Origin of the sequence: Bradyrhizobium zhengyangense (assembly GCF_022012435.1) — a bacterium.
GTDB lineage: Bacteria > Pseudomonadota > Alphaproteobacteria > Rhizobiales > Xanthobacteraceae > Bradyrhizobium > Bradyrhizobium zhengyangense.
Map to the genome: position 1 here is coordinate 18,010 of NZ_JAKLUA010000029.1, position 24,777 is coordinate 42,786.

At 60.2% G+C, this 24,777-nt stretch carries 26 protein-coding genes; 7 read left to right on the plus strand and 19 right to left on the minus strand.

Annotated elements, in window-relative coordinates; genetic code table 11:
* Window positions 1-163 precede the first annotated feature (163 nt).
* The 6 genes from L6637_RS39285 to L6637_RS39310 all read right to left on the minus strand — a co-directional run bounded on the left by L6637_RS39285 (window position 164) and on the right by L6637_RS39310 (window position 5,880).
* On the minus strand, window positions 164-880 hold the full coding sequence (locus tag L6637_RS39285; protein ID WP_237874073.1) for an ABC transporter ATP-binding protein: 717 nt from the start codon (window positions 878-880) through the stop codon (window positions 164-166).
* Window positions 873-1,622: an ABC transporter ATP-binding protein gene (locus tag L6637_RS39290; protein WP_237874074.1), complete on the minus strand. Its 750-nt coding sequence runs from the start codon at window positions 1,620-1,622 to the stop codon at window positions 873-875. Before L6637_RS39290 ends, L6637_RS39285 begins: the two co-directional genes overlap by 8 nt.
* Window positions 1,619-2,908 carry an ABC transporter substrate-binding protein gene (locus tag L6637_RS39295; RefSeq protein ID WP_237874075.1) on the minus strand — a complete coding sequence of 430 codons (1,290 nt, stop codon included), beginning with the start codon at window positions 2,906-2,908 and terminating at the stop codon, window positions 1,619-1,621. The genes L6637_RS39290 and L6637_RS39295 overlap by 4 nt, the downstream gene beginning before the upstream one ends.
* A gap of 66 nt (window positions 2,909-2,974) precedes the next feature.
* Complete coding sequence (locus L6637_RS39300) at window positions 2,975-4,000, minus strand: branched-chain amino acid ABC transporter permease (RefSeq protein ID WP_237874076.1); 1,026 nt, start codon at window positions 3,998-4,000, stop codon at window positions 2,975-2,977.
* A complete protein-coding gene (locus tag L6637_RS39305; protein ID WP_237874077.1) occupies window positions 3,997-4,860 on the minus strand; it encodes a branched-chain amino acid ABC transporter permease in 864 nt (287 codons plus the stop codon). Before L6637_RS39305 ends, L6637_RS39300 begins: the two co-directional genes overlap by 4 nt.
* Window positions 4,861-4,902: 42 nt before the next feature.
* Window positions 4,903-5,880, minus strand: coding sequence for a quinone oxidoreductase family protein (locus L6637_RS39310; protein WP_237874078.1), 978 nt, complete (start codon window positions 5,878-5,880; stop codon window positions 4,903-4,905).
* A 123-nt stretch (window positions 5,881-6,003) separates the two neighbouring features.
* Here L6637_RS39310 and L6637_RS39315 point away from each other — a divergent pair, with 123 nt between their 5' ends.
* The 7 genes from L6637_RS39315 (at window position 6,004) to L6637_RS39345 (ending at window position 11,469) form a co-directional block, all read left to right on the plus strand.
* A complete protein-coding gene (locus L6637_RS39315; protein ID WP_237874080.1) occupies window positions 6,004-6,915 on the plus strand; it encodes a LysR family transcriptional regulator in 912 nt (303 codons plus the stop codon).
* A gap of 156 nt (window positions 6,916-7,071) precedes the next feature.
* Window positions 7,072-7,788: an SDR family oxidoreductase gene (locus tag L6637_RS39320; protein ID WP_237874082.1), complete on the plus strand. Its 717-nt coding sequence runs from the start codon at window positions 7,072-7,074 to the stop codon at window positions 7,786-7,788.
* 7 nt (window positions 7,789-7,795) lie between these two features.
* The gene (locus L6637_RS39325; protein WP_237874084.1) at window positions 7,796-8,182 is read left to right on the plus strand and encodes a VOC family protein; all 387 of its coding nucleotides are present in this window, start codon (window positions 7,796-7,798) and stop codon (window positions 8,180-8,182) included.
* 63 nt (window positions 8,183-8,245) lie between these two features.
* Window positions 8,246-8,764, plus strand: a complete 519-nt coding sequence (locus tag L6637_RS39330) for a RidA family protein (RefSeq protein WP_237874086.1) — start codon at window positions 8,246-8,248, stop codon at window positions 8,762-8,764.
* A gap of 212 nt (window positions 8,765-8,976) precedes the next feature.
* Window positions 8,977-9,705: a LuxR family transcriptional regulator gene (locus tag L6637_RS39335; RefSeq protein ID WP_237874087.1), complete on the plus strand. Its 729-nt coding sequence runs from the start codon at window positions 8,977-8,979 to the stop codon at window positions 9,703-9,705.
* A gap of 91 nt (window positions 9,706-9,796) precedes the next feature.
* Window positions 9,797-10,429 (plus strand): acyl-homoserine-lactone synthase, encoded by a 633-nt coding sequence (locus L6637_RS39340; RefSeq protein WP_237874089.1) that lies wholly within the window; start codon window positions 9,797-9,799, stop codon window positions 10,427-10,429.
* Between the two features lie 74 nt (window positions 10,430-10,503).
* On the plus strand, window positions 10,504-11,469 hold the full coding sequence (locus tag L6637_RS39345; RefSeq protein WP_237874090.1) for a LysR family transcriptional regulator: 966 nt from the start codon (window positions 10,504-10,506) through the stop codon (window positions 11,467-11,469).
* Here L6637_RS39345 and L6637_RS39350 read toward each other — a convergent pair.
* From L6637_RS39350 to L6637_RS39410, 13 genes are all read right to left on the minus strand, one after another.
* On the minus strand, window positions 11,436-11,681 hold the full coding sequence (locus L6637_RS39350) for a DUF2274 domain-containing protein (RefSeq protein WP_237874092.1): 246 nt from the start codon (window positions 11,679-11,681) through the stop codon (window positions 11,436-11,438). The genes L6637_RS39345 and L6637_RS39350 overlap by 34 nt on opposite strands.
* Before the next feature lie 3 nt (window positions 11,682-11,684).
* On the minus strand, window positions 11,685-12,896 hold the full coding sequence (locus L6637_RS39355; RefSeq protein WP_237874093.1) for a TraB/TrbI/VirB10 family type IV secretion system protein: 1,212 nt from the start codon (window positions 12,894-12,896) through the stop codon (window positions 11,685-11,687).
* Window positions 12,893-13,879, minus strand: a complete 987-nt coding sequence (trbG, locus tag L6637_RS39360) for a P-type conjugative transfer protein TrbG (RefSeq protein ID WP_377803217.1) — start codon at window positions 13,877-13,879, stop codon at window positions 12,893-12,895. Before trbG ends, L6637_RS39355 begins: the two co-directional genes overlap by 4 nt.
* The gene (gene trbF, locus L6637_RS39365) at window positions 13,879-14,562 is read right to left on the minus strand and encodes a conjugal transfer protein TrbF (RefSeq protein WP_237874108.1); all 684 of its coding nucleotides are present in this window, start codon (window positions 14,560-14,562) and stop codon (window positions 13,879-13,881) included. Before trbF ends, trbG begins: the two co-directional genes overlap by 1 nt.
* Before the next feature lie 93 nt (window positions 14,563-14,655).
* Window positions 14,656-15,885: a P-type conjugative transfer protein TrbL gene (trbL, locus tag L6637_RS39370; protein ID WP_237874095.1), complete on the minus strand. Its 1,230-nt coding sequence runs from the start codon at window positions 15,883-15,885 to the stop codon at window positions 14,656-14,658.
* Complete coding sequence (trbK-alt, locus tag L6637_RS39375; RefSeq protein ID WP_237874096.1) at window positions 15,882-16,253, minus strand: putative entry exclusion protein TrbK-alt; 372 nt, start codon at window positions 16,251-16,253, stop codon at window positions 15,882-15,884. The genes trbL and trbK-alt overlap by 4 nt, the downstream gene beginning before the upstream one ends.
* Window positions 16,253-16,981: a P-type conjugative transfer protein TrbJ gene (trbJ, locus tag L6637_RS39380; protein WP_237874099.1), complete on the minus strand. Its 729-nt coding sequence runs from the start codon at window positions 16,979-16,981 to the stop codon at window positions 16,253-16,255. Before trbJ ends, trbK-alt begins: the two co-directional genes overlap by 1 nt.
* Window positions 16,978-19,419 (minus strand): conjugal transfer protein TrbE, encoded by a 2,442-nt coding sequence (gene trbE, locus L6637_RS39385; protein ID WP_237874100.1) that lies wholly within the window; start codon window positions 19,417-19,419, stop codon window positions 16,978-16,980. Before trbE ends, trbJ begins: the two co-directional genes overlap by 4 nt.
* Window positions 19,420-19,429: 10 nt before the next feature.
* Window positions 19,430-19,693, minus strand: coding sequence for a VirB3 family type IV secretion system protein (locus L6637_RS39390; RefSeq protein WP_237874101.1), 264 nt, complete (start codon window positions 19,691-19,693; stop codon window positions 19,430-19,432).
* On the minus strand, window positions 19,693-20,019 hold the full coding sequence (locus tag L6637_RS39395) for a TrbC/VirB2 family type IV secretion system protein (protein WP_237874102.1): 327 nt from the start codon (window positions 20,017-20,019) through the stop codon (window positions 19,693-19,695). Before L6637_RS39395 ends, L6637_RS39390 begins: the two co-directional genes overlap by 1 nt.
* A gap of 1 nt (window position 20,020) precedes the next feature.
* Entirely contained in the window at window positions 20,021-20,935 is a 915-nt protein-coding gene (gene trbB, locus L6637_RS39400; RefSeq protein ID WP_237874103.1) for a P-type conjugative transfer ATPase TrbB, read from the minus strand.
* Window positions 20,936-23,293: 2,358 nt separating this feature from the next.
* The gene (locus L6637_RS39405) at window positions 23,294-23,719 is read right to left on the minus strand and encodes a ribbon-helix-helix domain-containing protein (RefSeq protein ID WP_237874104.1); all 426 of its coding nucleotides are present in this window, start codon (window positions 23,717-23,719) and stop codon (window positions 23,294-23,296) included.
* 5 nt (window positions 23,720-23,724) lie between these two features.
* Window positions 23,725-24,777: type IV secretory system conjugative DNA transfer family protein (locus tag L6637_RS39410; RefSeq protein ID WP_237874106.1), on the minus strand; the 1,053-nt coding region annotated here is incomplete at its 5' end.

A 24,777-nucleotide genomic window follows, 5' to 3' on the forward strand; every position in this document is an offset into this window, starting at 1 on the left:
CAGTAAGAGGTGGCGTCGTTAACACGATCAAGCCGTCCTCATCTCCAGGGGAGTCGCCGGAGATTCCAAAACACCTGTCGTTCGAAGCTGCCTTGGGGACCGGACATCCATTCCGGCTTTTGCAGCGGCCAGAACTGCGCGAGCGACTTACGCGCTTGCTTTTTCATGCGGCTTCACCGAGGCCCAGAAATCGTTCATGCGCCTCGTGATCCGAAGCGAAGCTGGACGCTTCGTCCTCATGCACGATGCGACCGGAGATCATCACAGCCACGCGCTCAGCGACTGAAACGGCTACCCGGAAATTCTGCTCGACCAGCAAGAGGGTCATGCCTTCACTTCGGTACAGCTGCTGCATAAGCGCGCTCAATTGCTCAACCACCAGCGGAGAAAGACCCTCGGATGGCTCGTCGAGGATAAGCAGGCGCGGGTTGCGCAAAAGGGCCCGGCCGATGGCCAACATCTGCTGCTCGCCGCCCGACAGCTGCGTTCCACGATTTCGACGTCGTTCGGCCAGCCGCGGAAACGTCTGGTAGACCCGCTCTATCGTCCAGGCTTTTGCCTTTGATTTTTGCGCCAAACGCAAATGTTCGTGCACAGTGAGCGAAGGAAATGTACGACGTCCCTGCGGCACGATGGCGACGCCCTGCCCCTCCATCTCATGAGGCGGGCGCCCGAGAAGCTCTTGTCCGGCGAGCCTCAGGCGTCCAGTAACGTCCGGCACCAAACCCATGATACTTCGACATAGCGTTGACTTGCCGACCCCATTTCGCCCCACGACAGCGAGACAACCTGAGGCCAGGGTCAGGTCGACGCCGTGCAAGATACAAGTGTTACCGAGGGTGGCAAACAATCCCCTCAACTCGAGAAGAGGTTCAGGCATGCTCCCCTCCGAGGTAAATCGCTCGCACTGCTGGATCGACGCGGACATCCGCCGGACTGCCGTTGGCAACCACGCGGCCGTTCTTCATCACGCTTACGCGATCTGCAACGAGCAGTGCGACATCCATGTCGTGCTCGATCATCACCAGAGTTATGTCGCGAGGCAGGGCCAGCACGAGTTCGATCAGCAGCGGCCGTTCGCCTGGTGACAGGCCAGCCGCCGGCTCGTCGAGCAATAGCAGCCTTGGTCGCTGGGCCAGCGCCATTCCGATCTCGAGCTGTCGCCGCTGACCATGCGAGAGGGTTGCTACGCAACGGTCGACCAGGTTCGCGAGGCCAACTCTGGCAGCATCAACCGCAGCCTGTTGCATAGGCTCGCTCAAATCGTCGACTGGCAATGGTCCCCATTGCCGGCCCCGCGCGCCCAAAGCTGCAAGATAGAGATTGTCCCTCACAGACTGGCTCTCGAATACAGCAGACGACTGATAAGTGCGTGCCAGTCCCACGCGCGCGCGACGGAAAGCCGGGATCGATCCCAGATCCCTCCCGAACAGCGCTACCTTGCCTCGGGTGGGCGACAGGTCGCCCGCAATAACATTGAACAGCGTGGTTTTTCCCGCGCCATTGGTCCCCAGCAGAACCCGGCGTTCACCGGGCTCCACGCTCATGTCGATGGACTCCAGGGCCTGGAGTGCGCCGAAGCTCACACCAAGCCCTTCGATGGACAACGCCGGATCGCTCACAGAACTTTCCCGACCTGGCGGCACGGCGGATTGGTGCGCGACGGCGCCCCCATTGCAATGTATGGTTCACGCGGCATGTTCAAGGTCGCGTTCACCTGTGGCACGACCTTCACCACCTTATTGTAGAGACTGCCATCGGGCCGGCTCGTGACTTCCATGAGGAAATTGTCGGCGATGGCCTGGCGGTTCTGATCAAGGCTGATGGGGCCTGTCGGGGTGTCAAACTTCAGCGTTCGGAGCGCCTCCTTTAGGACGTCCTGGTTTCCGCTGACGTCTCCCCTGGCGGCTTGCAATCCCAGCAACATCGCCTTCATGCTGATGTAGTAGGCGGCGGCCAGACTCGACGGCGCGGGAAGCCCATCAGGGAACCTCGCACGATAGGTCTTTGCAAAGGCTTGCCATTCAGGCGCTTCGGACTCGTCCGCAGAATTGCTGGACGACAAGATGCCTATGATCTTGCTGCGGAACGGCCCCTTGCTGTTGAGCACGTCCGAGTCAACGGTAATTGACCCCCCGATGAGCGGCGCCTTCCCGCCAGTCTGGTAGTATTGGCTCAGAAAATTGACCGCGTCGGCTCCGCCCACAACCACATACACGGCGTCCACGTCCGAGGGGATCCTGGCTATGACCGAGGAGTAGTCCTTCGTTCCCAGAGGCACCCAGTAACGATCAGCGATCTTGCCGCCGCGGCCACAGAATTCGGAGACAAACCCGGCGACCTGGGTGTACGGGTATGCATAATCCTCGGCGACGATTGCGACGTTGCGGTACTTCTTTTCGTCGTAGACGTATTTTCCAAGTCCAGCGGTCATCTGTGCGCCGTCGACACGGAAGCTGAACAAATTGGGCGCGGGATCGCGCATCGTCGTGTCCTGTGAGGCCGCAGCACCGTTGACGAACGTCTTCGATGGGACGGTCTTGGCATATTCCTTGACGGCAAGGCCCTCGCCGCCCGACAATGGACCAACGATCACGTCCACCTTGTCCTGCTCGATCAGCTTGCGCGCTTTTTGGACAGCGAGATCAGGAGTGGCGTTCGTCCCCTCCTTGAAAACAACGATCTTCTTGCCGGCGATCGTGCCATCGAACTCAGCCAGGGCGATCTCAAGGCCACGATTGGCCTCCTGCCCAAGACTTGCGAGTGCTCCTTCTGTTACGAACATGGTCCCGATGCGAATGGTATCGCCGCTTTGCGCTACTGCATCGTGCGCCATCAAAGTCATGCCCGCGGCAAGCATTGCCCAAGTCATGGGTCGATTGCCGAAATGTGATGCGCAGATCGTCATAAATGTTTCCTCCTGTCTTATGCTACGACTTCGACTGCTTTCAACCGGGTCTTCGACCTCTTGATTTTATTCATTGACGGCAGAGCGCGCGGAGCCGGATGCCGGTTGCGCAACGAACCGCTCAAACAGCGATGATTGACGAACGCGGCTCCGCACATATTTGGCCGCGCCCGCGATGCCATCCGGCGACGCCAGCACGACGGCCACGAATGCAGAGCCAACGAGCGTATTGACGCGCTCGGCACCCACGAGACCGCTAGCGAACGTGTTTATGAGGACGTACGCGAATGCGCCTGTAAACGCGCCAATCGGGGATCGCAGACCGCCGATAATTGCCATGATCAACACGCTGTTGATCATTCCGAGGCCGACAGTGCTGGCCGATATCCGCTGGTTAAACCACGTGTAAAATATTCCGCCACATCCCGCCAAAAGACCGGAGCCGGCGAAGGCGGCGATACGGTGTGCCGCGACATCGAAACCAAGAGCGGCAGCCTTGCGCGGATGATCCCGCAGGGCCTTCAGGACCAGGCCAAAAGGTGAGCGACCTGTGATCATGACCGCGAAGAGAGCTGCCGCGGAGCAAACCAGCGACATATAGAAAAATATCTTCGGGCTGCGCAGCGACACTCCCGCGACGTTTGGCACGACGACACCCCGGATACCGTCGAAAGCGTTGAACAGCTCAACGTTCTGTTGCGCGAAGAAGAAGAAGCCCATGGCGAGAGCCAGGGTCAGCATGAGCATGTATACGCCATGCAGCCGGACTGAAATCCATCCAACGAATGCGCCGGCAAGGGCGGAGACGCCAAGGGCGAGACCAATACTTGCAACAGGATGCAGTGGAACTCCCTTGCCGACCGCATTCACGCTCGTGAGCGCGACCATGTATCCGGCGCAGCCCGCGAGAGTCGTTTGCGCCATCGACACAAAGCCGCCATAGCCGGAGAGAAAATTCAGACTTAAAGCAACAAGTCCGAGCGCAAACGACTGCCCGAAGATCTGAACGAGCCAGAAGTCGTCTGCTACGACCGGTACCAGCGCCAACGCAAGGACCGCTACGGCAAGCGCGATTTGCTCCTGCCTCGTCATGCCGTACCCCTCACCAGGCCTTGCGGACGAAGCGCCAGCACGCCAACCATGACGAGATAGACCGCAACGATTGAGTAATTCGGGAAGTAGAGCAATCCGACCTGCTCCAGCAGTCCAACCAGCAAGGCTCCCACCGCTGCGCCGGCAATGCTGCCCATCCCGCCGACGATCGTGACAACGAGTGACGCAAGCAGGTAACGGGAGTCCTCGCCGGGTGAGATTGACAACGCTGTACCACCGATGACACCGGCAAGCCCTGCCAGCGCCGAACCACACGTGGCCACGATAACAAACAGCCGGGACGGGTTAACGCCTATGGCAGACAGCATTTCCCGATCGTCGACCCCTGCACGGATCGCAAGGCCAACTCTCGTGCAGGTTAAGCCTGCCCATATAAAGACGCCGATGAAGAGCGAAAGAGCAATCAACAGCAGGCGAAAGGCCGGATAGCCGCCAAACACGCCCAGTGAAACAGTCGCCTGCATCCAGTCAGGTGGTGTAAACTGGTAGGTCAATCCGCCAAACACGGCGAGCAGTACGTCCGCCGCTACGATCGACAATCCGATCGTCACAAGTGCCTGGCGCATATCCTGGCCGCGCAGCCGGTCCAGAACACCCCATTGAAGAACGGCACCGCTCAGGCCCGCGATTGCGCTTCCCGCGATCATTGCGAGATACCAGTTCCGGGTCAGATCGCCGACCTGATAGCCCACGTAGCCGCCAATCAGGAAAAGGGAGCCGTAGGCAAGGTTGATGGTTCGCATCAATCCGAATGTCACCGTGAAGCCGCTGGCTACGATGAAATAGAGCGCCGCCACCGAAATGCCGTTCAACAGTGACAGCACAGCCAGCTTCAACATTCCACCGATCCTCGCATTCTGTTACGCGTTGCGCATGCTCTGCTACGGAATGAGCAGCGTCGATCCCGTATTCCTGCCGCGTTCAAGGTCGTTGTGCGCAAGCGCCACCTCATCAAGCGGGTAACGCTGATTGATATTGATCTCGAGGATGCCTCGGGCAAGCAAATCGAAAACCGCCGCAGCGCTCGCCCGCAGATCTGTCACTGACGCGATGTAAGTCGCCAACGTCGGGCGCGTGAAATAGAGAGAGCCCAGCTTTTGCAACAATGGTGCTGATACCGGAGGGGGCGGTCCGGTTATTGTGCCAAACGACACAAAGACGCCGCGAGGAGCGAGGCAATGCAGTGACTGTTCGAAGCTGTCTTTTCCAACACAGTCGTATACGACCGCAACGCCTTCGCCTTTCGTCAAGGCCCTGACACGTCCCACAACGTCTTCTTTGGATCGATCAATGCATTCACTGTAACCGTTACGCAAGGCCAATGCGCACTTCTCGGGCCCGTTCGCGATTCCAATCATTCTTGCGCCGATATGCCTGCCCCACTGACCGGCCAGCAATCCGACGCCACCGGCCGCGGCGTGAAAGAGGACGGGCATGCCGCGCTCGACCGGGTAGCAACGATTGAGCAGGTACTCGACTGTCATGCCTTTCATGAGCACGGCGGCCGCTTCTTCGTCAGTGACGCCAGCAGGCGTCACGATGACCCTGTCCGCGGGAAACAGCCGGTAAGCCGCATCGCTGCCTGGAGCACCGCCTGCATAGCAAACACGATCTCCCGGGCGTATTTCGGTTACGTTCGAGCCAACCTGTTCGACGACGCCGGCAGCCTCGGTACCCAGCCCTGATGGCAGAGGGAGCGAGTACCACCCGGAACGATGATAGATGTCCTGGAAGTTCAGGCCGATTGCAGTCTGCCGGATCAGGATCTCGTCGGGGCCCGGTGATCCCGTTTCCACAAGCTCAACACGCAGCACATCTGCCGCACCCTGAGCATGAATCCTGACCGCCTTGACCTTCATTCCGACCTTGCCTCCCGTGCGGTTCTCTGCTGCACCTCGGCATCTAGCCTTTTTCCGCCCCGAAGGATTATCCTGACCCCGGTGGAGACACTCTCCACCGGCGGGAAACAAATGGACGCAGCCATGCTTGACGACATCACCGAGTTGCGCACCTTCGTCAGAATTATCGCAACAGGCAGCCTGTCCGCTGCAGGGCGTGAGATGGGGCTGGCTCTCAGCGTGGTCAGCAAGCGCCTTGCGGCGCTGGAGCGTCGTACCGGGGCCCGCCTGATAGAGCGCAGCACCCGACGCCTTGCCCCCACGGAAGAAGGACAGGACCTTTACGAACGCGCCCAGCGCATTCTTGCGGAGATCGACGCTGCCGAGGCGTCACTCGGCCACGACAGCGATGAGCCCCGTGGCGTACTGCGCGTCAGTGCATCGATGGGGCTCGGCAAAACCCATGTCAGTCCTGTCTGTCGCGAACTGGTGCGTTTGCATCCGCGACTCTCGATTGATCTCGTGCTGACAGACCGGCTGGTGGAGCTGATTGAAGAGGAAATCGACATAGCTGTACGGATCGGCACTCCAGCCGACTCAGGGCTGATGATGCGCAAGCTGGCCGATAATTTTCGCGTCATCGTCGGAGCCCCCGATTATCTCGAGAGTCACGGGGTCCCCAAAACGCCGGAAGAACTGGAAGATCACGAATGTCTGCACTACCGCGGGGTCGGAAGCCGCTGGCGTCTGGTCGGGCCCGGCGGGAAATCCGTCGACGTGCGGGGTGCGTCCCGTCTGCAGAGCGACAACGGCGAGGTTGCACACGATTGGGCATTGGCCGGTTGCGGCCTTATCCTGAAATCCTGGGTGGACGTCGAGCCCGACCTGCGCGCGGGGCGCTTGACCCGCGTACTGCCCGAATGGCGCAGCGACCCGGCACCGGTGTGCGCACTCTTCCCGTCGAACCGCCACCTGCCGATCCGGGCGCGCGCATTTCTCGACGCGATGGCCGACCGATTGAGTGGATTTTCAGGCGGCATCGCCGGGGCAATGTGAGACCTTCAGGGCACGCAGGCACATCATCAGGAGCAGCCTGGCGGACCAATACTTTCCCGTTGGTGGAGGGACCCTCCATTCGAACGGAGATAATCTTCCTGGTGCAGAAGGGCTAGATCGAAAACAGCAGAGGTGACAAAGCGACAGGAATGCTCAATGTCAGATCAATTGAAGAATGCGCGTGTGCTGGTTTTCGGTGGCAGCTCGGGTATCGGCCTGGCGACAGCTGTCCAGGCCGTCGAAGCCGGCGCCGACGTAACGATCGCATCACGCTCGCAGACCAAACTTGATGCTGCCCTGGCAAAGCTTGGCAAATCGACACGAGCCGTCGTGATTGACACCGGCGACCAGGCAGCAGTGCAACGCTTCTTCACTGAGGAAGCTCCCTGGGATCACGTCATCGTCTCGGCAGCCCAGACGCCGTCTGGACCCGTGCGTGCACTCGACCTTGTCGACGCCAAGACCGCTATGGAAAGCAAGTTCTGGGGCGCCTATCGTGTTGCCCGCGCCGCGAGGATCAACGATGGCGGTTCACTAACCTTCGTCTCGGGCTTCCTGAGTGTCCGGCCGTCGGCGACGTCAGTCCTTCAAGGCGCGATCAACGCAGCGCTGGATTCGCTCGCCCGGGGCTTGGCCCTTGAGCTGGCGCCGGTGCGGGTCAACACCGTATCTCCAGGCCTTGTCGAAACGCCACTATGGTCCGGAATGGCGGCGGAAAAGCGCGAAGCGATGTTCACCAACGCGGCACAGCGCCTGCCCGTACGCCGCGTCGGTCAGCCGCAGGATATCGCGAACGCAGTCATGTTCCTGGCTACGACACCCTTCTCGACAGGTTCAACTGTACGCGTCGACGGGGGCGGAGCCATCGCCTGAGGTTGCCATGCTTGATCACGCCACGATACGCACGAACGATCTGGACGGAACACGCACCTTCCTCGAGGCCGTGCTAGGCCTGAAGGCTGGCTATCGGCCCGACTTCCCCTTCCCGGGCTATTGGCTTTATGCCGATAGCTCGCCCGAGGTGCATCTCATTCCGGGCAATGGGGGTTCGGTAAATCGCACGGGCGAAACAATCGACCACATTGCCTTCCGACTCAGCGACCATGATGGCATGCGTCGCAAGCTGGATAAGCTCGCAATTCCCTATTCGCGGATGGAATTGCCTGAGCTTGGGGAACATCGTCTCTTTATACGCACCCCCACAGGAATTCTCCTGGAACTGGTTTTCCGCGAAAGTGACACCCCTCACAGCCAGTCTACGCTCTAAGAGCTGGCTCGGTCCCCGCGCATCGCGGACCGTCGACGCCTGTTGACCTGGACGATATCAAAAATGCATCTGGCTGAATCAGAAACGAGTTCATCAAGCCCTGAATCGCGCTTGCTGGCCGCAGGGCTCTCACTGCCAAAGGCAGCGGCCGCCGTTGCCAACTACGAGCCATGCGTGATTACAGGCAACATGCTTTACACGTCGGGACAACTGCCATGGATCGATGGGCAGTTAAAATTCAAGGGCAAGATTGGCAAGGATCTCACCCCCGAGCAAGGCTATGAAGCCTGCAAACTTTCAACGCTCAATGCTATTGCCCAGCTCAAGAGCGCGCTAGGTGAACTCTCGCGGGTCATACGTATCGTCCGGCTCGAAGGCGTACTGAACGTTGCGCCAGGCTTTACAGAACATGCCAAAGCTCTCAACGGAGCATCCGATTTGATCAATCAGATCTTCGGAGCGGCCGGTGCCCACACCCGGATGATCTATTCAAACCCGGAGATGCCGCTCGATTGTGCGAGTCTCGTTGTTTTGTGGACTGAGATCAATCATGCGGAAGGCGGACAATACCTGCCCTCTTGAAATGACTCATCTCTGGACCATGCCCCGAAAATGAGAATCCGGTGACGCACGCCGGTTTCTGATGAGAAGCACACGCGGACCGAATACCGGTATGAGCGTTTATATTGCCAACCAGCTGAAGGAGTAATCGCGATGCTGGACCACCTGAAGACCGCTGTCTGATTGCTGAAGTCACGCGCTGCGAAACCAGGTCACCGCAAGCATACGTCCTGATGCACCGCATCTTTCAAAGGTTTATTGACCTTTTGTCGGCCGCAGAAGATCCAGTCGGGTTTTCTGATGCGATGGCAGTGACGGCCGCAGATCTCGATCTGTCTTGCTTCGCGTATTTAAGCCTGCCTCGCCGCCCGCAGGACAAACCGCGGTTGATAGCAACGTATCCGGAAAAGTGGACCTCTCACTACCTTGGAAGCCGATATGAGCGTATCGACCCTGTGATCGCGCAAGTGCTCGAAAGCCCGGAGCCATTTCAGTGGGGCGTTGGTCTGCCATCTTCGTTCAATTCTCCGGCACAGCAGCGGCTCCTGGACGAAGCCGCACAGTTCGGCATCCGAACCGGTTTCACAGTTCCCATTCATGATGGACGCGGCCCGATCGCGGCGCTGACTTTCGCTACCAGCCAGCGAGAGGCGCCATTCGAAGTCTGTGTCAACTCGCATGCGCGAGTGCTTCAGCTAATGGCAATGTATTTTCATGCTCACGTCAGACGCAAGCTCTCGGATGAGCCGAGGATCGGTGAGACACTTCTCTCTCCGCGGGAATACGAATGCCTTGAATGGGCGTCGCGAGGCAAGAGCGCCTGGGAAATCGGGTGCATCCTTGGCATCTCGCGCAATACGGTCGCATACTATCTGGAGAACGCAAAGGAGAAGCTGGGAGTTCGCACAGTTGTGCAAGCGGTCTGCTTGCTGGTGGCTGCGAACAGAAAGCCGCGGATTTAGGACCTCCGGCCCCCTGCAACTGCAGGTGATGAACTTATCCGAAAACCCCGCTTCAAGAGAGCTGATCAGCGCTCTTGGAGGGACGAGGATTATGATTCAACTGATCACACCACCTGCGTATGGGGAGTTTTCCAGCACTCTCGTTGAAATGCACCGGCTGCGAAATCGTGTTTTCAAGCTGCGTTTGGCGTGGGACGTTCAAACCAGTGGAGACATGGAAGTCGATGATTATGACGCGTTGGGTCCGGTCTACCTGGTGCAGATGTCTCACAGCGGCCAGGTGCAGGGCTCCGTACGTCTTCTCCCTACCCTTGGTCCGACCATGCTCCGCGACACCTTTCCCGCTCTCCTCGAGGGTCAATCCGCGCCGTCAGCCTGTCAGATCTGGGAAAGCAGTCGATTTGCAATCGATGTTGCTGTCGATGCCCCGAAAGGCGATCACGGCATCACCCGCGCGGCTTACGAGCTGTTTGCGGGAATGGTCGAGTTCGGGCTTTCACGGCAGCTTACAGACATCGTTACCGTCACGGATGTCCGAATGGAGCGAATCCTTCGACGGGCCGGCTGGTCCCTGCGACGTATTGGCAAACCTTCCACAATTGGCAACACCCTGGCCGTGGCGGGTTACCTCAAGATTTCCCGCGATGCTCTGCTTGGCCTTCGCAAGGCTGGCGATCTTCCGGCACCGGTCCTTTGGACGCCGGTAATCTGTGCAGCCGCCTAGATCCCTGACAACAAGCGAAATCTGCGTCCTCGCCGGCAGCGAGGGCGCCGGGTCCTGCGGATTGCCCGCCGAGTATGAACATGACGGACAATGAGACGAAAAGCGGTCAACGGATCGCAGCGAGAGCTGTCGACCTGCAACAGCTTCGATTGGCGGTTGTCGCTTGCGACTATGGAAGCTTTCGGCGGGCTGCGGAAGCACTCTCGATCAAGCACACAGTTGTCAGTCGTTCCATCGGCCAGCTCGAGTATCTGGTAGGGACTTCCCTGTTTGAGCGCTCAAGTGGCGGGATCAGGCCGACGCTTGCCGGGCGGGCGGTTCTGCGAATTGCGAGGCTTATTCTCGAGCAAGTCGACATGCTCGTTGAGACAGGGAGATCTGGTGGCCGCGGCGACACCGGCCATCTTGTCATTGGCTTCTGCACGTCCATGTCAGCCGGCAATTTGCGGGCGACGGTGGGCGAGCTCAGGAAGCGGCTCCCGCAACTCGAATTGGCAACGATGGAACGTTCTCGCTCCCGTCTGATGACTGCGCTCCGCAACGGTACCGTTGATGTGGTCGTTAGCCCTGGACGCCTGTCTTCAAGAGAAACCAGATCGCTCCTGCTGTGGAGCGAACGCATCCTGATCTCGCTGCCCCGGGAACACTACCTGGCAGGACGCGAGACCATCTACTGGACCGATTTACGTAACCAGACAATTCTTTTGAGCGATTATGATCCTGGACGAGAACTCGAGGATCTTCTGATCTCGAAGCTCGTACTGCCTGACGACCGTCCCAAAGTAGAACGGCATGATGTCAGCCGTAGTATCATCAAGAGTCTGGCAAGCATGGGCATGGGGCTGGGTCTGGTGATGGAATCAGACATTGGGGCAAGCTGCGCAGGCCTGGTTTACCGCGAGTTGCACGACGGAACGGGACCAAGCCGGGTCGACTTTCATGCGCACTGGCGCGATGACAATGAAAATCCCGCTCTGAGGCGTTTCCTCAGTCTGTTAGCGGAGCGCTATCCTTCGCCTCCGCCGGTTCTTGGAGAATGATTCGTTCGTCTCGCCTTTGCAAATCCGCGGTCCGTGGCCATAAAGCGTGCCAGCATGGGCGCGATCAGCTTTGCTGGATCGATACGCTGCCCGTTTTCGCGTGCCAGGGCCTCTGCATAGGCAACGAGATCCCTATGCACTGATGCTGGCAACTCGGTGGTGACCTTGACCGGCTTGTCGTCGGGCAGCACTCCTATTCTAAGCTTGGGCATTCCTTATCCTCCGTACGGCGCAAGTATGAGGTCGCGATTGACCAGAACGCGAACCGGAAAACCAGGTCGCACGGTCAGCGTCGGCTGGATGTTGAGACTGCGCCGGACGACCTGTTGTCCGGTCTGATTCAGCGAGTCCGCCGCCCCATGCCGAAGCGCCTGGAGAATGGCACTGTCGTTGCTGTTGGTGTCCGAACCGGCGCCCAATTCTGTCCCGACCGCCAGAAACGTCGATAGAGCCGCGGCCTTGAACAGCTCACCCCAGTGGTTGTCGACCTGGTCTTCAAGGCCCGAGTAGCCTGCCGTATCAGCGCCGGGCTGCCGCTCGAGCACAATGGAACGTCCATTCGGCATGATCAGCCGAGTCCAGACCAGCAGGATTCGGGACTGTCCGAATGTGACCTGGCTGTCGTAGATCCCGATCAGACGGGCTCCCTGAGGAACAAGAAGAAAGCGGCCGGTCGGGGTGTCAAAGACATTCTCGGTTACTTGCGCTGTGATCTGGCCTGGCAGGTCCGACTGTATTCCGGTGATCAGGGCTCCCGGAATGACCGTCCCGGCCTGCACGATGTAGGGTGAAGCCGGCCTCGTGACACGATCAGGGCTGACCGTACGACGGTCCACAGTTGCGTTCACGAAGGCAAGCTTCCGGTCCTGACCGTTCTGCACAAGTCCGTCATCGCCGATGCTCGCCGCGTTCGGTGACGTGACGCGCTCGCTTCCAGGAGCCGCTGCGGCGGACGGATGCACTCCTGCTCCATTCGTCGTAGCGAACAAATGGCTGATGCGGGCCGCCTCGGTTTCCTGGTCCCGGCGCTGCTGTTCCGGATCAGCGCCGATCGCAGGCAACTGCCCTTGAGCCGCAAGGATCGGTCGACCGAGGTCGCCTGGGAGCGGCGGGCCAAGCTGCGGGACTACCTGGCGCGAAACGCCAGTGTAGTCCTTCGGCAGTGCGGCAAGGCCGTCGGCAACATTGTGATGATCGGTGCTGTAAAGCTCATCGGCAGCCTGGTTTCGGGGACGGCCGGACTGGAGCGACCACAACACGGCTCCGCTGATGACCAGCAACACTGCAGCGCTCCCTCCGGCGAGGACCTTTCGCGACAACCGCGTCACGCGCGGATGCTCTGCTCTCAGGCGGAAACTCCCGGACCCGTCCTCCTGTGTCGCCGGCGGGACAGATTGCTCGCTGTCATCTCCATTCCTGACGTTCATGACGACGGCCTCCCGTCTGTCCTGACAATCCTGACCTTCTGCTGGTGCTCACCGCCGAGCCGCAGTTCAGCGGCGCCAAACAGCCGATCGACAATCAGGACATTGCCGTAAGCGCGATAGTTGACGAGCTCGGTCTTGCCATCCGGTCCGATGACAAAGAGCGGTGGCATCTCGCCTTGCACGATGCCTCGCGGGAATTCAATGTAGACCTTGCGGCCATCGTCATATGCGGCGAGCGGCCGCCAGGGAGGACTGTCCCCTTCGATGGCATAGCGGGAGATGCGCTGCGCCGGATCCGGAAGAACGGGTTTCAGTGCAGCTGAACGGGATCGATCATGTGCTGCTTCCGGATAATACCAGGCAACAGATGGCATGTACGGCCGCTCGCGAGAGCGCAGCTCCATCAGATAGGTGCGCCGGTCTGTATTGACGACAAGGTTGGTCTCGATCGATGCGCGGGTCGGCTTGACCAGGATATGGACGCGTCGCGTGTCGCCACTCCCGCTTTCGGTATCGCCCACGACCCAGCGCACGGTATCTCCGGCCGCGATGGGTCCTGATCCCGTTAATTGCTCGCCCTCCTCGAGCGCGATATCCGTGATCTGTCCCGGTGCGGCGTAAATCTGATAGAGCGCCCCGGGACTGTAGGCGTAGATCTGGGCCGCGTTGAAATACCCCCGCTTGCGCGGTTCGACGCGCGCTGCACTGTTTGCAGTCTCAACCCGGCTCACCGGTTCTGCGTCTTCCTTCGCTGCCGACTTGCCGCCGAGAGCCGGCTTCCAGAGGGGTGGAACGTGAAGCGGTCGCGATCTGTCGTCGGGAGCCACTGGCGGCGCAGGCAACGGAGGAACTTGAGCGTCATAGCTGATCTCCGGCGGAATGTAGGCTGCGCACCCGCCAAGCGCCGACGAACAAAGCAGAAGAGCAGAGAGAAACGCCCGCTTCGAGGTCACATATGAACGAACGCCGGATATCGTCTTGATCACTGACTCAACTCCTTCGACCAGTTGATGGCGCGGACGTAGACGCCAAGGGGATTCTTGCGCAGGCGTTCGGCATCGCGCGGCGTTTCGATCACGATGGCGAGAATGGCAGTCCAGCGCTCGGTCGAACTCAACGAGCCGTTATCGTAGGTTCGCTGGGTCCATGCGACGCGAAAGCTTTCTGAAGATGCGCGTATGACGCTCGAGACGTCGACAGAGATCTGCGCCTTGCCCAGCCTGGCAAAGGGGTCATTGTTGCGCGCATAATCGTTGAGCGCTGCCGCGCCCCGATCGGTCGTAAAGTCATAGGCCCGGAGCCAGTTCTGGCGCAGCACAATGCCGTCGGCCGGCAGGCCTCTGACATCCTCGATGAAGCGCGCCAGATGCCACGCAATCTGCGCATCAGTGGGTTGATAATCGAGGCTGGCTGGCGCGACCCTTTGGGCCTCGCCAAGATGGTCAACCTCGACCACCCAGGGTGTGATCGAACCCTGGCCCGATTGCCAAACAAGGCTACCTGCGAGACCGGCTGACAGCATCAGGCAGCCGAACGCCATTAAGCGCCAGTTCTTGGCCTGAACGCGGGCGGATCCAATGCGTTCGTCCCAAACTTGCGCCGCCTTTTGGTAAGGCGTGATCGGCTCGGGCATGCGCCCGTAGTGTACGGAAGGTCGTTTGAACATCGATAGTTGCCCCTGAATCAAGTGATCCGTTTCGAGTCGTGCGGGATCCACGTTTGAGTCGCCCGCGGGTGGCCACGGCGCAGTGGCTGCGTGTCAGCCCTCTCCTTCAGACAAATCGACGGAAGAGCCGCTGCCACCATGATCGCCTGAGCGGATCGCCTGGCCGGCTGCCGATGCACCGTGCCGAATGGTCTCGGCGCGCCTCATGCGTCGCGCCCAATCGGGCTGCCCTTCGGCCGAAGTGTTCGCGGTCTGCGCACCGGCTTCCCCACCTCTGCCGAGCGCAGCCGCTGCACGACGCAACGGGCTCATGGCAGTCGAGCTGCCCGCCTCCGCAAGGCCAGCAATGCCGCCGCTCCGATAGGCGGCGGCTGCCCCGCTCATCACTGCGCCGCCACCGCCCGCTGCACCTGCAATCGCACCGGCAGCCAGACCAGCACCGCCGGCGGCAATGCCTGCACCCGCCGCAACAATACCGCCGGCAGCAAGGCCTGTTCCAATCGCGGCGCCGGCGCCGAGCTGCGGCCCGCCGGACACCAGACCGTTTGCAATCCCGGGACCAAAAATGCCGAGGCCCAGCAAGGAGAGCGCAGCAAGGACCAGCGTCATCGCGTCTTCGATTGTTGGCTGGTCGCCGTCAAAGCCAGCGGTGAACTGCGAGAACAGGGTCGAGCCGATGCCGACGATGACGGCCAGCACCAGAACCTTGATTCCAGAGGATATGACGTTGCCAAGGACCCGTTCTGCCGCGAATGCGGTCTTCCCAAACAAGCCAAAGGGAATGAGCACAAAGCCCGCCAGCGTCGTCAGCTTGAACTCGATCAGGGTGACGAAGAGCTGGATCGCCAGAATGAAGAAGGCGAGCAGCACCACGGCCCACGCGAACAGGAGAACGACGATCTGGACGAAATTCTCGAAGAAGCTGATGTAGCCCATCAGGTTCGACATCGAATCGAGCAGCGGTCGGCCGGCGTCGAGACCGACCTGCGCGATCTTTCCCGGTCGCAGTAAATCCGATGCAGACAAGCTTGCGCCGGATGCCTTCAGCCCAAGACCGGCAAAGCTCTCGAAGACGATGCGTGCGAGGCTATTCCAGTTGCCAATGAGCCAGGCAAAAACACCGACGAAGAGCGTCTTCCTGACGAGGCGCGCGAAAATGTCCTCGTCCGTTCCCCAACTCCAGAACAGCGCGGCGAGCGTGATATCAATCGCAGCCAAGGTCGTTGCGAGGTATCCGACCTCACTCCCCAGCAACCCGAAGCCATTGTCGATATAACGCGTGAACGTTTCCAGGAACTGGTCGATGATACCCGTACTGGTCATGGCTTGCTCACCTTGGGTGCCGCCAGGGATGGATATCCTTGTGGGATTCGGCTCTGATCCTTCGGCGGGGGTGCCCACCCTGCGGTGGAATCGTCCTGGCCGGGATCCGCGGGACCGTTCTTCTTGCCAAAAAAGCGGCTCCGGTTCTCGGCCCAAATCTGCCGGCAATGCCGATAACCTGTTGCTTCCTCCGCAATGACTCTGCGGCAGCGTGCGAGGTCAGAGTTGGTCGCATCTGTCGTCTGTCCCGCCTTCGGCAGCGCGGGCGACTCGTCGCCACCGCGAAGCTGAATCGTAAAGGCAGTGACGACCAGCACGCCGACTGTCGTAAGCAGCGACAACGCCTTGAATGCCCGGATGTCAGTCATCAGTGGAACATGCGCACGTTGGATGATCGATAGCCCTGCCCTTGCGCGAGAAACCGTCGGAGCTGTTCGCGGCCCTGGTCCTGGGCCGCCGCTCGCTGCGCTGCTTCAAGGCTTTGCGCCCTGCCCTGCGCCGTCACGACGGCCGTGAGGTCGGCGAGCTGCTGCGCGTTCAGTGCGAGAATCTGATTGCCGGCCTGCGTTGCTTGCAGAGCGCCGCTGGCGCCTTGACTTGATGATACGAGCGCTGACGTCTGGGTGCGGTTGGTGTCGAGGTTGCCAACGATGCCCGCCTGGACACGAAGCGCGTCTTGTGTTGCCGCGTAAGTATTCTGCCACCGCGATTGAGCGTTGGTGACCAGCACCTGGCTCGACTGGCTGCCAGTGGCCGGCGCGTAGCTGGTCGAGAACGCGCGATCGATCTGCTGGACGTCGTAGGCGATCCGTTGGGCCTGGGCGAGCAATTGCTGGGTCCGCTCAATCGAGGATTGCAGTTGCTGCAGCGAAGAGTATGGGAGGTTTGCTAGATTCCTCGCCTGATTGATCAGCATCTGCGCCTCGTTCTGTAACGAGGTGATCTGGTTGTTGATCTGCTCGAGCTCTCGAGCAGCTGTCAGGACGTTCTGAACGTAGTTGTTGGGATCGAAGACGATCAGCGCCCGTGCGGGCATTGCGAAGCCAAGCACGAGGGTAACCGCGCTGGCGGCCGCCAGCAGGCCAAGTCGTCTCATAGGGATTTCTCCAGATTGACGAGATTGGGGATCAGGTCCAGGGCCCAGGCGACGCCACGGTGCTGGAGCCAGGCCGGCACAAACCCGTCAGGGCCATGTTCGGCGAGGAGTTGCGCGATGGCAGCCTGATCTGTCCTAGAAGAGGCTGCGGCAAAGGCGAGCGCAACCTCGCCAAGGCCAAGTTCGAACATCCGGTTGCCACGACGGGACTGGCAGTAATAGTCGCGCTTTGGCGTTGCCCGGCTCAATAACTCGATCTGGCGGTCGTTGAGGCCGAAGCGCCGATAGATTGCGGAGATCTGTGGCTCGATCGCCCGTTCATTCGGCAGCAGCAGGCGCGTTGGGCAGCTTTCGATGATCGCCGGCGCGATCGCGGACCCGTCGATGTCCGAAAGAGACTGAGTGGCAAAGATGACGGACGCATTCTTCTTCCGAAGCGTCTTCAACCATTCCCGGAGTTGCCCCGCAAAGTCGTCATCATCAAGCGCAAGCCAGCCTTCATCGACAATCAGGAGTGTCGGCCGACCATCGAGGCGGCCTTCGATCCGGTGAAAGAGGTAGGCCAGCACAGCCGGTGCCGCGCTCGTTCCGATCAAGCCCTCGGTCTCGAACGCCTGGACCGAGGCCTCGCCCAGGCGTTCGAACTCGGCATCGAGCAGCCGCCCGGAGGGACCGCCCAGGCAATAGGGCTGCAAGGCACGCTTCAGGGAGTTGGATTGCAGGAGCACTGACAGGCCCGTCAGGGTGCGCTCCTCCCGCGGCGCCGAAGCGAGAGACGTCAGCGCCGACCACAAATGATCTTTCACCTCCGGGGTGATCTCGATCCTTTCCCGCGCCAGGATCGCGCGGATCCATTCCGTCGCCCATCCGCACTCTGAGGGATCATCGATCCAGGCCAGCGGCTGCAAAGCCACGGGCCGATCGCCACCATCGGACAATGCACCGCCGAGATCATGCCAGTCACCACCCATGCCAAGCGCGGCCGCCCGGATCGAACCACCGAAGTCGAACGCAAAGACCTGAGAGTTCGGATACCGCCTGAATTGCATCGCAATCAAGGCAAGCAGGACCGACTTGCCAGCGCCCGTCGGTCCCACAACAAGGGTATGGCCGACATCCCCGACGTGAAGCGAAAACCGGAACGGAGTCGATCCCTCGGTCTTGCCGAACAGGAGCGGCGGACCCTTGAAGTGGAGATCCCTCGCCTCGCCCGCCCACACGGCCGACATCGGGATCATGTGGACGAGATTGAGCGTCGAAACCGGCGGCTGCCGCACGTTGGCGTAGACGTGCCCGGGCAGACTGCCGAGCCAGGCTTCGACGGCGTTCACCGTCTCGATCATGCAGGTGAAATCGCGCCCCTGAATGACCTTCTCGACCAGCCGCAGCTTCTCGTCGGCTGCATTTGAATCGCGGTCCCACACCGTGATGGTTGCCGTGACAAAGGCCTGCCCGACCTGATCCGATCCCAGCTCCTGCAATGCAGCGTCAGCATCAAGCGCCTTGTTGTGGGCGTCGGTATCGAGCAGCGTCGACGCCTCGCCGGTCATGACCTCCTTGAGGATGGCGCCGATCGATTTTCTCTTGGCGAACCACTGCCGGCGAATCCTGGTCAGCAGCCTAGTGGCATCGGTCTTGTCGAGCATGATCGCCCGGGTCGACCACCGATACGAAAACGCCAGGCGATTCAAGTCGTCCAGAATTCCCGGAGTCGTCGCGCCCGGGAAGCCAACGATCGTCAGAACCCGCAGGTTGGCTGAGCCCAGCATCGGCTCCAGTCCACCGGTCAGCGGCTGGTCGGCCAACAGCGCATCGATGTACATCGGAATTTCCGGCACTCGAACGCGATGACGCCTGGTCGAGATCGTGGAATGCAGATAGGTCAGCGTGTCCTGATCATTGAGCCATGCACATTCGGGCATGAACCCTTCGACCAGTTGCAGCACGCGGCTCGTTTGATCGACAAATCCGCGGAGGACCTCGCGGGCGTCCGCTCCCGCGGAGCGATCCCGCCCCTCGTAAAGCAGTTGCTCTGCCCTGGCGGCCCCTTCCTCTGGAGGCAGATAGAGGAAGGTCAGGAAATAGCTGGACTCATAATGGGCACCCGCCTCCTCGAACTGCGCCCGGCGCTCGGCGTCGACCAGCGCAGATGCGACATCCGGAAAGATGTTCGGCGGGTAACTCCCCGCAAAATGGCGCTGCGCCTCGACGAATACTGCCCAGCCCGATCCGAGGCGGCGAAGTGCATTGTTCAGACGCCCGGCTACGGCGACAAGTTCTGCCTGCACTGCGCTATCGAGGTCTGGTCCCCGGAACCTTGCTGTCCGCTGAAACGAGCCGTCCTTGTTCAGGATGATTCCTTCATCGACAAGGGCTGCCCAGGGCAGGAAGTCAGCAAGGCGCGCGCCGGAATGACGATATTCAGCAAGGTTCAACATGGCCGAGAACTCAGAGGTTAAGATGACCGGGAATGCGCAGATGTCGGCGCACCACATCGACAAAGGCGGGATCGCGTTTGGCGGCCCAGACGGCGGCCATGTGGCCGATGAACCAGAGGACAAGACCCGCGATCCAAAGCCGCAATCCAAGCCCAAGGGCCGCCGCCAGCGTGCCGTTGATGATCGCGACCGACCGTGGCGCGCCGCCCATCAGGATTGGCTCGGTGAGTGCGCGGTGAACCGGCACAACAAAGCCTGTGACCGGTTCTTCCATCAGATCACCACGCCGCCGCCGAAAGAGAAGAACGACAAAAAGAAACTCGAAGCCGCGAACGCGATCGACAGACCAAACACGATCTGGATCAGCCTGCGGAAACCACCCGACGAATCCCCGAACGCGAGCGTGAGCCCGGTCACGACGATGATGATGACCGCAATGATCTTGGCGACCGGCCCCTCAACCGACTGAAGGATCTGGTTGAGCGGTTGCTCCCACGGCATGTTCGAGCCGGCAGCCCATGCCGGCGCCGACGCCAGAAGAACCGCGCCAGAGGCGACCGATGAAGCGACACCTCGACGGAAACGAAATTGCAGACGCATGTCAGTCTCCTGCTGATGAAAGGCTGTAGTCGCCGGCGCCACTCAGCCCCGTGACGAGCGCGAGCTCAGTGAGGCGACGGTCCGCGCCGCGCCCCGCAAGCACGGCAACGAGGTTGATGGTTTCGGCGATCAGAGCACGCGGAACCGTGATGACGGCTTCCTGGATGAGTTGCTCAAGACGCCGCAGCGCTCCGAGCGCGCTACCCGCATGAATAGTGCCGATACCGCCGGGATGACCGGTGCCCCAGGCCTTGAGCAGATCAAGTGCTTCGGCACCACGGACCTCACCCACCGGGATACGATCGGGACGCAGTCGCAGCGAGGACCGAACGAGGTCCGAGAGCGATGCGACGCCATCCCTGGTCCGTAAGGCTACAAGATTGGGCGCCTTGCACTGAAGTTCGCGCGTATCTTCGATCAACACGACCCGATCGGAACTCTTTGCCACCTCGGCCAGGAGCGCATTCGTCAATGTTGTCTTGCCGGTCGATGTCCCACCGGCGACCAGAATGTTCTTCCGTACGGCGACTGCGTTCTGCAGGATCTTGGCCTGCTCCGAGGTCATGATCCCCCTGCGGACGTAGTCGTCCAGCGTAAACACGGCGACGGCAGGCTTGCGGATCGCAAATGCCGGTGCCGCGACGACCGGCGGCAACAGACCTTCAAAACGCTCGCCGGTCCCAGGCAGTTCGGCCGAAACCCGTGGCGCGCCGGCGTGCACCTCCGCACCTACGTGGTGCGCTACCAGACGAACAATGCGCTCGCCGTCCGCGGCCGACAGAGTTTCGCCTGTGTCCATCAGGCCATTCAACAAGCGGTCGATCCACAGCCGCCCATCTGGGTTGAGCATCACCTCGATGATCGCTTCGTCTTCGAGGTAGCCGGAGATCGCAGAGCCAAGCGCGCTGCGCAGCATTCGCGCGCCGCGCGAACTCGCTTCCGATTGAATGGAATGGATTGACACCGTTCGCCCCCACCGAATGAGAGCGTCCAAAGACGGCCCTCAGATGGGGATGATTAAGAAAGGCATTAACGGACTTCGTGCAACAATGGCTTTCAGTGATCGTAGATTAGCGAAGAAAAAGAAAGACTGAGAACTGATCTCTGAGGACTACTCAATCGTATCGGTTCGCTGCAAGTCAGTTCTCACCACTCAGCATCAAACATTCTGAGGCTCTTATGCTTCCAACCCGTTCCTCCGCGCCCTTTGTTGGCTAGGCTCGAATCAACTGCATGCCGGCAACTTGGAGGCCGGCAAGGATGCGAGACAAAACGCGGATAGAAGGACGAACGATTTCCCCGAAGGTAAAGCTGTGCGCCACCAAGCGCACACAAACTAGTTTCCCCATTATCCACAGCTCGGGGCCCGCACGCGCTTGACAGCGCTGTTGATTTGAAACCAGGCGAGAATAACCTCGGCGATGTTTCCAGGCGGAAATTTGTTACAGGGGGAATTCCATGGACAAGATCGAACGAGCTTTTGTGCTCACAGCGCTGGCCGGCTTCTATGGGATGATCGCTGGGCTGACTTGGCTGATGGCGGGCTAACATATTCTCAAAGAAAAGGGCCCAGAGTGCCTTGAGATACCTCAAGCCCAGCAGCAAACTGTTAGGCTGTATGCTGACTGTGTCACAGTCGCACTCCCGTGCCTTGAGGCATGTCAAACGGCATCAGACTCAGGCTCTAGATTTAACCCGGAGCGCAGGCATCAAGCTTAACGCGCGAGTTCGGTTGCGACGTGCACGCTGCTTGATGTCATTAGTCGCCTGGACATGGTCCGGCTTCATGACATTTGCGACGTTATCGCCCCCTCTTCGCGACCCGAACTGACGGAAACGGAGCCTCCGATCGCCCTGCTCTTTAAACATGTCGGGGCGTTCGGGGTGGTCAGATTTCTCCTGTTCTGCGCCTATCCAGCGCGTCACCGCCAGATCCGCAACTTCATAGTCTGCGCAACGATCGGATTGGAAATTCTCCAGCTGCTCGTGCCCGTGTAAGCGACCTCTTGGAAAAACTTGTGGGAGCGGGTGCGGGAATGCTTGTGGCTGTCTGGCTGCTGAGCGTGCTGGCGTCACGGGGGTGGAAATTTCGGAATGATCCGGGAGATGTTGAGCTATTCGCTGGACTGCAGGGCTGGTCGTTTTGGCCGCGGCCCTAGTGATTGCCCAAAATCTGTGACATGCGGGGACGAGATGTCCTAGGTAGAGGAGTTTGTTCGAGGCTTTTGCCGTTCATACTGCACCGCAGCCACGGCTCCGATCGCGACTACAATGAGGATGGCCCAGGGGCTTCCAGGTGCGACGCAGTTGATACAGGTGGTGATGATTTCGGTGCTCATCTGACTTTCTCCAGGCGACACGAACATTTCTGCGGGCACTCAGCGGAGCGAGTCAACCTCTTAATCGTACTTCAGGCGAATTGACTCAACCACGGCGGGAAGGTGGAATGCCCTTTTCGAAGGGTATGTTATGCGTCTTTCTTTATGTCGGCGCTTTCGAAGTTGGCCCTCCTCTTGACATCTCAGCGCGCCGACAAACGTGAAGCCGGCAGGATTCTGTCAACGGTGCTAAAGCCAGACGCCTTGGGAACCCAAGAGCACGGCCAGGAGCGAGGCCAGGAGACCGATTCCTGAAAAAATGGCGACTGCGAATAGTTGGTCGGAGTCGGTATTCGACGAGGCGGATTTGCGAGCGCAAATCGCTGGTGCTGAAATGGACGTTGGCATCATTGCTCCCCAAGATGGTGCCCGACCCATAATGATGTCTTTGCACCTCGCGCAAAGGTTCAAGCTCAGCAAGCGGCGGCTCGCAGGCCGTGGGAAAAAGGCCCGCCTCCGGAGGCATTGGGAAGAACAGAGAGGACAAATAGGTCCGCAACGTACTTTTGGTTAGGCACCCGGAGACGGGGCCGCAAAGGGCTTAAGTTTACCAACGGAGGACGACTGAAATACGTTTGCCGTTCTCCACCAACAATTGTAGCGACTCTAATCCGATGACTCAAGTTCCAAGTCTTTCGCATCTCGGCATTGCAGGAGCTCTGGTTCCTCACTGTGCTGAGCGCGGTTAGGAGACGCTCTCAGTTGACCGGTACGTTTACAGGAGTGGAGCGGCTTCGTTGGCTGAATGATCACCTGATGCAACGCGAGAAGGCGAGTGCTAACGCCAGGAAAGAGAGCCTATTACGAGTTCACCTGCCAGCAAGCGGGGATCAAGGTCTGCTAGGCTGGCGTAGAAAAAGGAGGGACACCGCGCTAGTGTATCGAAGGGCGCTCGATTAGATTTCGCCGGCCGGTTCCTGACGGCGGATATCTTCTGGAATCTCGCGGAGAAAGCTCTGCCCCTTTTGCAAACGGCGCCCGAGCGCCTCGACAAATCCCTCAAAACGCTCCCTGCCCTTTACCTGCGCTGCCGCCTGTACGTCGTTGGGGAGTGGCGGCGTGATCGTCAGCCAGAAACGAATGAAGAGAGCTAAGGTCTCCGCCGTCAAACCAACGTCGCGCTCCAGCCTCTGCATCTGACGCGACAGCCGATCGAGGCGCCGGGTGAACGCTGCCTCCCGCCTGTCAGCGCCATCTGGCGATAGAAACGAAGCGACCGCCGCTTCCACGATCGCGGACCGGGAGAGCTTTTTGCGATCAGCGAGCTCCGAGATGTGCTTCAAAAGTTCTGGCGGAAAGTAGACGTTCATCCGGTCGCGCATATGCCTTAGAGCTCCATTTTGTCACTAGGGTCCATGGCGACCTGGCGGGCGACACCGCGCATCTGTTGACGTATGAGCCGGGACTGGCGGACGGCATCCTCGTCATCGTCCAGAACGGCGGCAAATTCCTCAGCCGGCGTCGGTTCGATCGTCTCCTTGGCGATCGCGACGTGATCGGGGAGCTCGGGCTCACGACGGAGCCCGCTGTTCGCCGTGTCCTCCTCGGCCTCCGTGGCTCTGTCAGTTGGACCTGCCGTCGGCGTCAACGGTCCGAGCGCTGACCATCCGTCCGTTCGCGGCGATCGGCCGGCGCTCGCCGGATCTGGCGGTGACAAAACCCGCTCGGTGAACCGGCGATCCTCGTAATAGCGGACCTTCTTCGCCCTGATCGGCGCCGTCCCTGCCACCATGACGATCTCGTCCATTGGCGGAAGCTGCATGACCTCGCCCGGGGTCAGCAGCGGCCTCGCAGTCTCCTGCCGTGAGACCATCAGGTGCCCAAGCCATGGGTTTAACCTGTGCCCGGCGTAGTTCTTCATTGCGCGCATCTCGGTCGCCGTGCCCAGTGCGTCAGACACCCGCTTGGCCGTCCGCTCATCGTTGGTCGCGAAGCTGACCCGGACATGGCAGTTGTCGAGGATCGCGTTGTTCGGCCCGTAGGCCTTCTCGATCTGATTGAGCGACTGGGCGATCAAGAAACTCTTGATGCCGTACCCCGCCATGAAGGCGAGCGCGGACTCGAAGAAATCAAGACGCCCCAGCGCCGGGAACTCGTCAAGCATCATCAGGACTCGATGCCGGCGGTCACTGGCGTGCAGGTCCTCGGTCAGGCGCCGGCCGATCTGATTCAGCACAAGCCGGATCAGGGGCTTGGTCCGTGAGATATCGGAGGGCGGCACGACGAGGTAAAGCGTCATCGGACGGCGATCGGCGATCAGGTCGGCGATCCGCCAGTCACAGCGGCGGGTCACCTGGGCGACTACGGGATCACGGTACAGCCCGAGGAACGACATCGCGGTAGATAGGACGCCAGAACGTTCATTCTCCGACTTGTTGAG

Bases quoted from the DNA above. Each gene is read 5' to 3' on its own strand.
- L6637_RS39390 (WP_237874101.1), bottom strand. From the start codon at position 19,693: ATGGAAGAACCGGTCACAGGCTTTGTTGTGCCGGTTCACCGCGCACTC.
- L6637_RS39340 (WP_237874089.1), top strand. From the start codon at position 9,797: ATGATTCAACTGATCACACCACCTGCGTATGGGGAGTTTTCCAGCACT.
- trbJ (WP_237874099.1), bottom strand. From the start codon at position 16,981: ATGAGACGACTTGGCCTGCTGGCGGCCGCCAGCGCGGTTACCCTCGTG.
- trbL (WP_237874095.1), bottom strand. From the start codon at position 15,885: ATGACCAGTACGGGTATCATCGACCAGTTCCTGGAAACGTTCACGCGT.
- L6637_RS39305 (WP_237874077.1), bottom strand. From the start codon at position 4,860: ATGTTGAAGCTGGCTGTGCTGTCACTGTTGAACGGCATTTCGGTGGCG.
- L6637_RS39345 (WP_237874090.1), top strand. From the start codon at position 10,504: ATGAACATGACGGACAATGAGACGAAAAGCGGTCAACGGATCGCAGCG.
- trbK-alt (WP_237874096.1), bottom strand. From the start codon at position 16,253: ATGACTGACATCCGGGCATTCAAGGCGTTGTCGCTGCTTACGACAGTC.
- L6637_RS39295 (WP_237874075.1), bottom strand. From the start codon at position 2,908: ATGACGATCTGCGCATCACATTTCGGCAATCGACCCATGACTTGGGCA.
- L6637_RS39335 (WP_237874087.1), top strand. From the start codon at position 8,977: ATGCACCGCATCTTTCAAAGGTTTATTGACCTTTTGTCGGCCGCAGAA.
- L6637_RS39315 (WP_237874080.1), top strand. From the start codon at position 6,004: ATGCTTGACGACATCACCGAGTTGCGCACCTTCGTCAGAATTATCGCA.
- L6637_RS39405 (WP_237874104.1), bottom strand. From the start codon at position 23,719: ATGCGCGACCGGATGAACGTCTACTTTCCGCCAGAACTTTTGAAGCAC.
- L6637_RS39300 (WP_237874076.1), bottom strand. From the start codon at position 4,000: ATGACGAGGCAGGAGCAAATCGCGCTTGCCGTAGCGGTCCTTGCGTTG.
- L6637_RS39330 (WP_237874086.1), top strand. From the start codon at position 8,246: ATGCATCTGGCTGAATCAGAAACGAGTTCATCAAGCCCTGAATCGCGC.
- trbB (WP_237874103.1), bottom strand. From the start codon at position 20,935: ATGCTGCGCAGCGCGCTTGGCTCTGCGATCTCCGGCTACCTCGAAGAC.
- L6637_RS39395 (WP_237874102.1), bottom strand. From the start codon at position 20,019: ATGCGTCTGCAATTTCGTTTCCGTCGAGGTGTCGCTTCATCGGTCGCC.
- L6637_RS39320 (WP_237874082.1), top strand. From the start codon at position 7,072: ATGTCAGATCAATTGAAGAATGCGCGTGTGCTGGTTTTCGGTGGCAGC.
- L6637_RS39355 (WP_237874093.1), bottom strand. From the start codon at position 12,896: ATGAACGTCAGGAATGGAGATGACAGCGAGCAATCTGTCCCGCCGGCG.
- trbF (WP_237874108.1), bottom strand. From the start codon at position 14,562: ATGTTCAAACGACCTTCCGTACACTACGGGCGCATGCCCGAGCCGATC.
- L6637_RS39350 (WP_237874092.1), bottom strand. From the start codon at position 11,681: ATGCCCAAGCTTAGAATAGGAGTGCTGCCCGACGACAAGCCGGTCAAG.
- L6637_RS39310 (WP_237874078.1), bottom strand. From the start codon at position 5,880: ATGAAGGTCAAGGCGGTCAGGATTCATGCTCAGGGTGCGGCAGATGTG.
- L6637_RS39325 (WP_237874084.1), top strand. From the start codon at position 7,796: ATGCTTGATCACGCCACGATACGCACGAACGATCTGGACGGAACACGC.
- L6637_RS39285 (WP_237874073.1), bottom strand. From the start codon at position 880: ATGCCTGAACCTCTTCTCGAGTTGAGGGGATTGTTTGCCACCCTCGGT.
- trbE (WP_237874100.1), bottom strand. From the start codon at position 19,419: ATGTTGAACCTTGCTGAATATCGTCATTCCGGCGCGCGCCTTGCTGAC.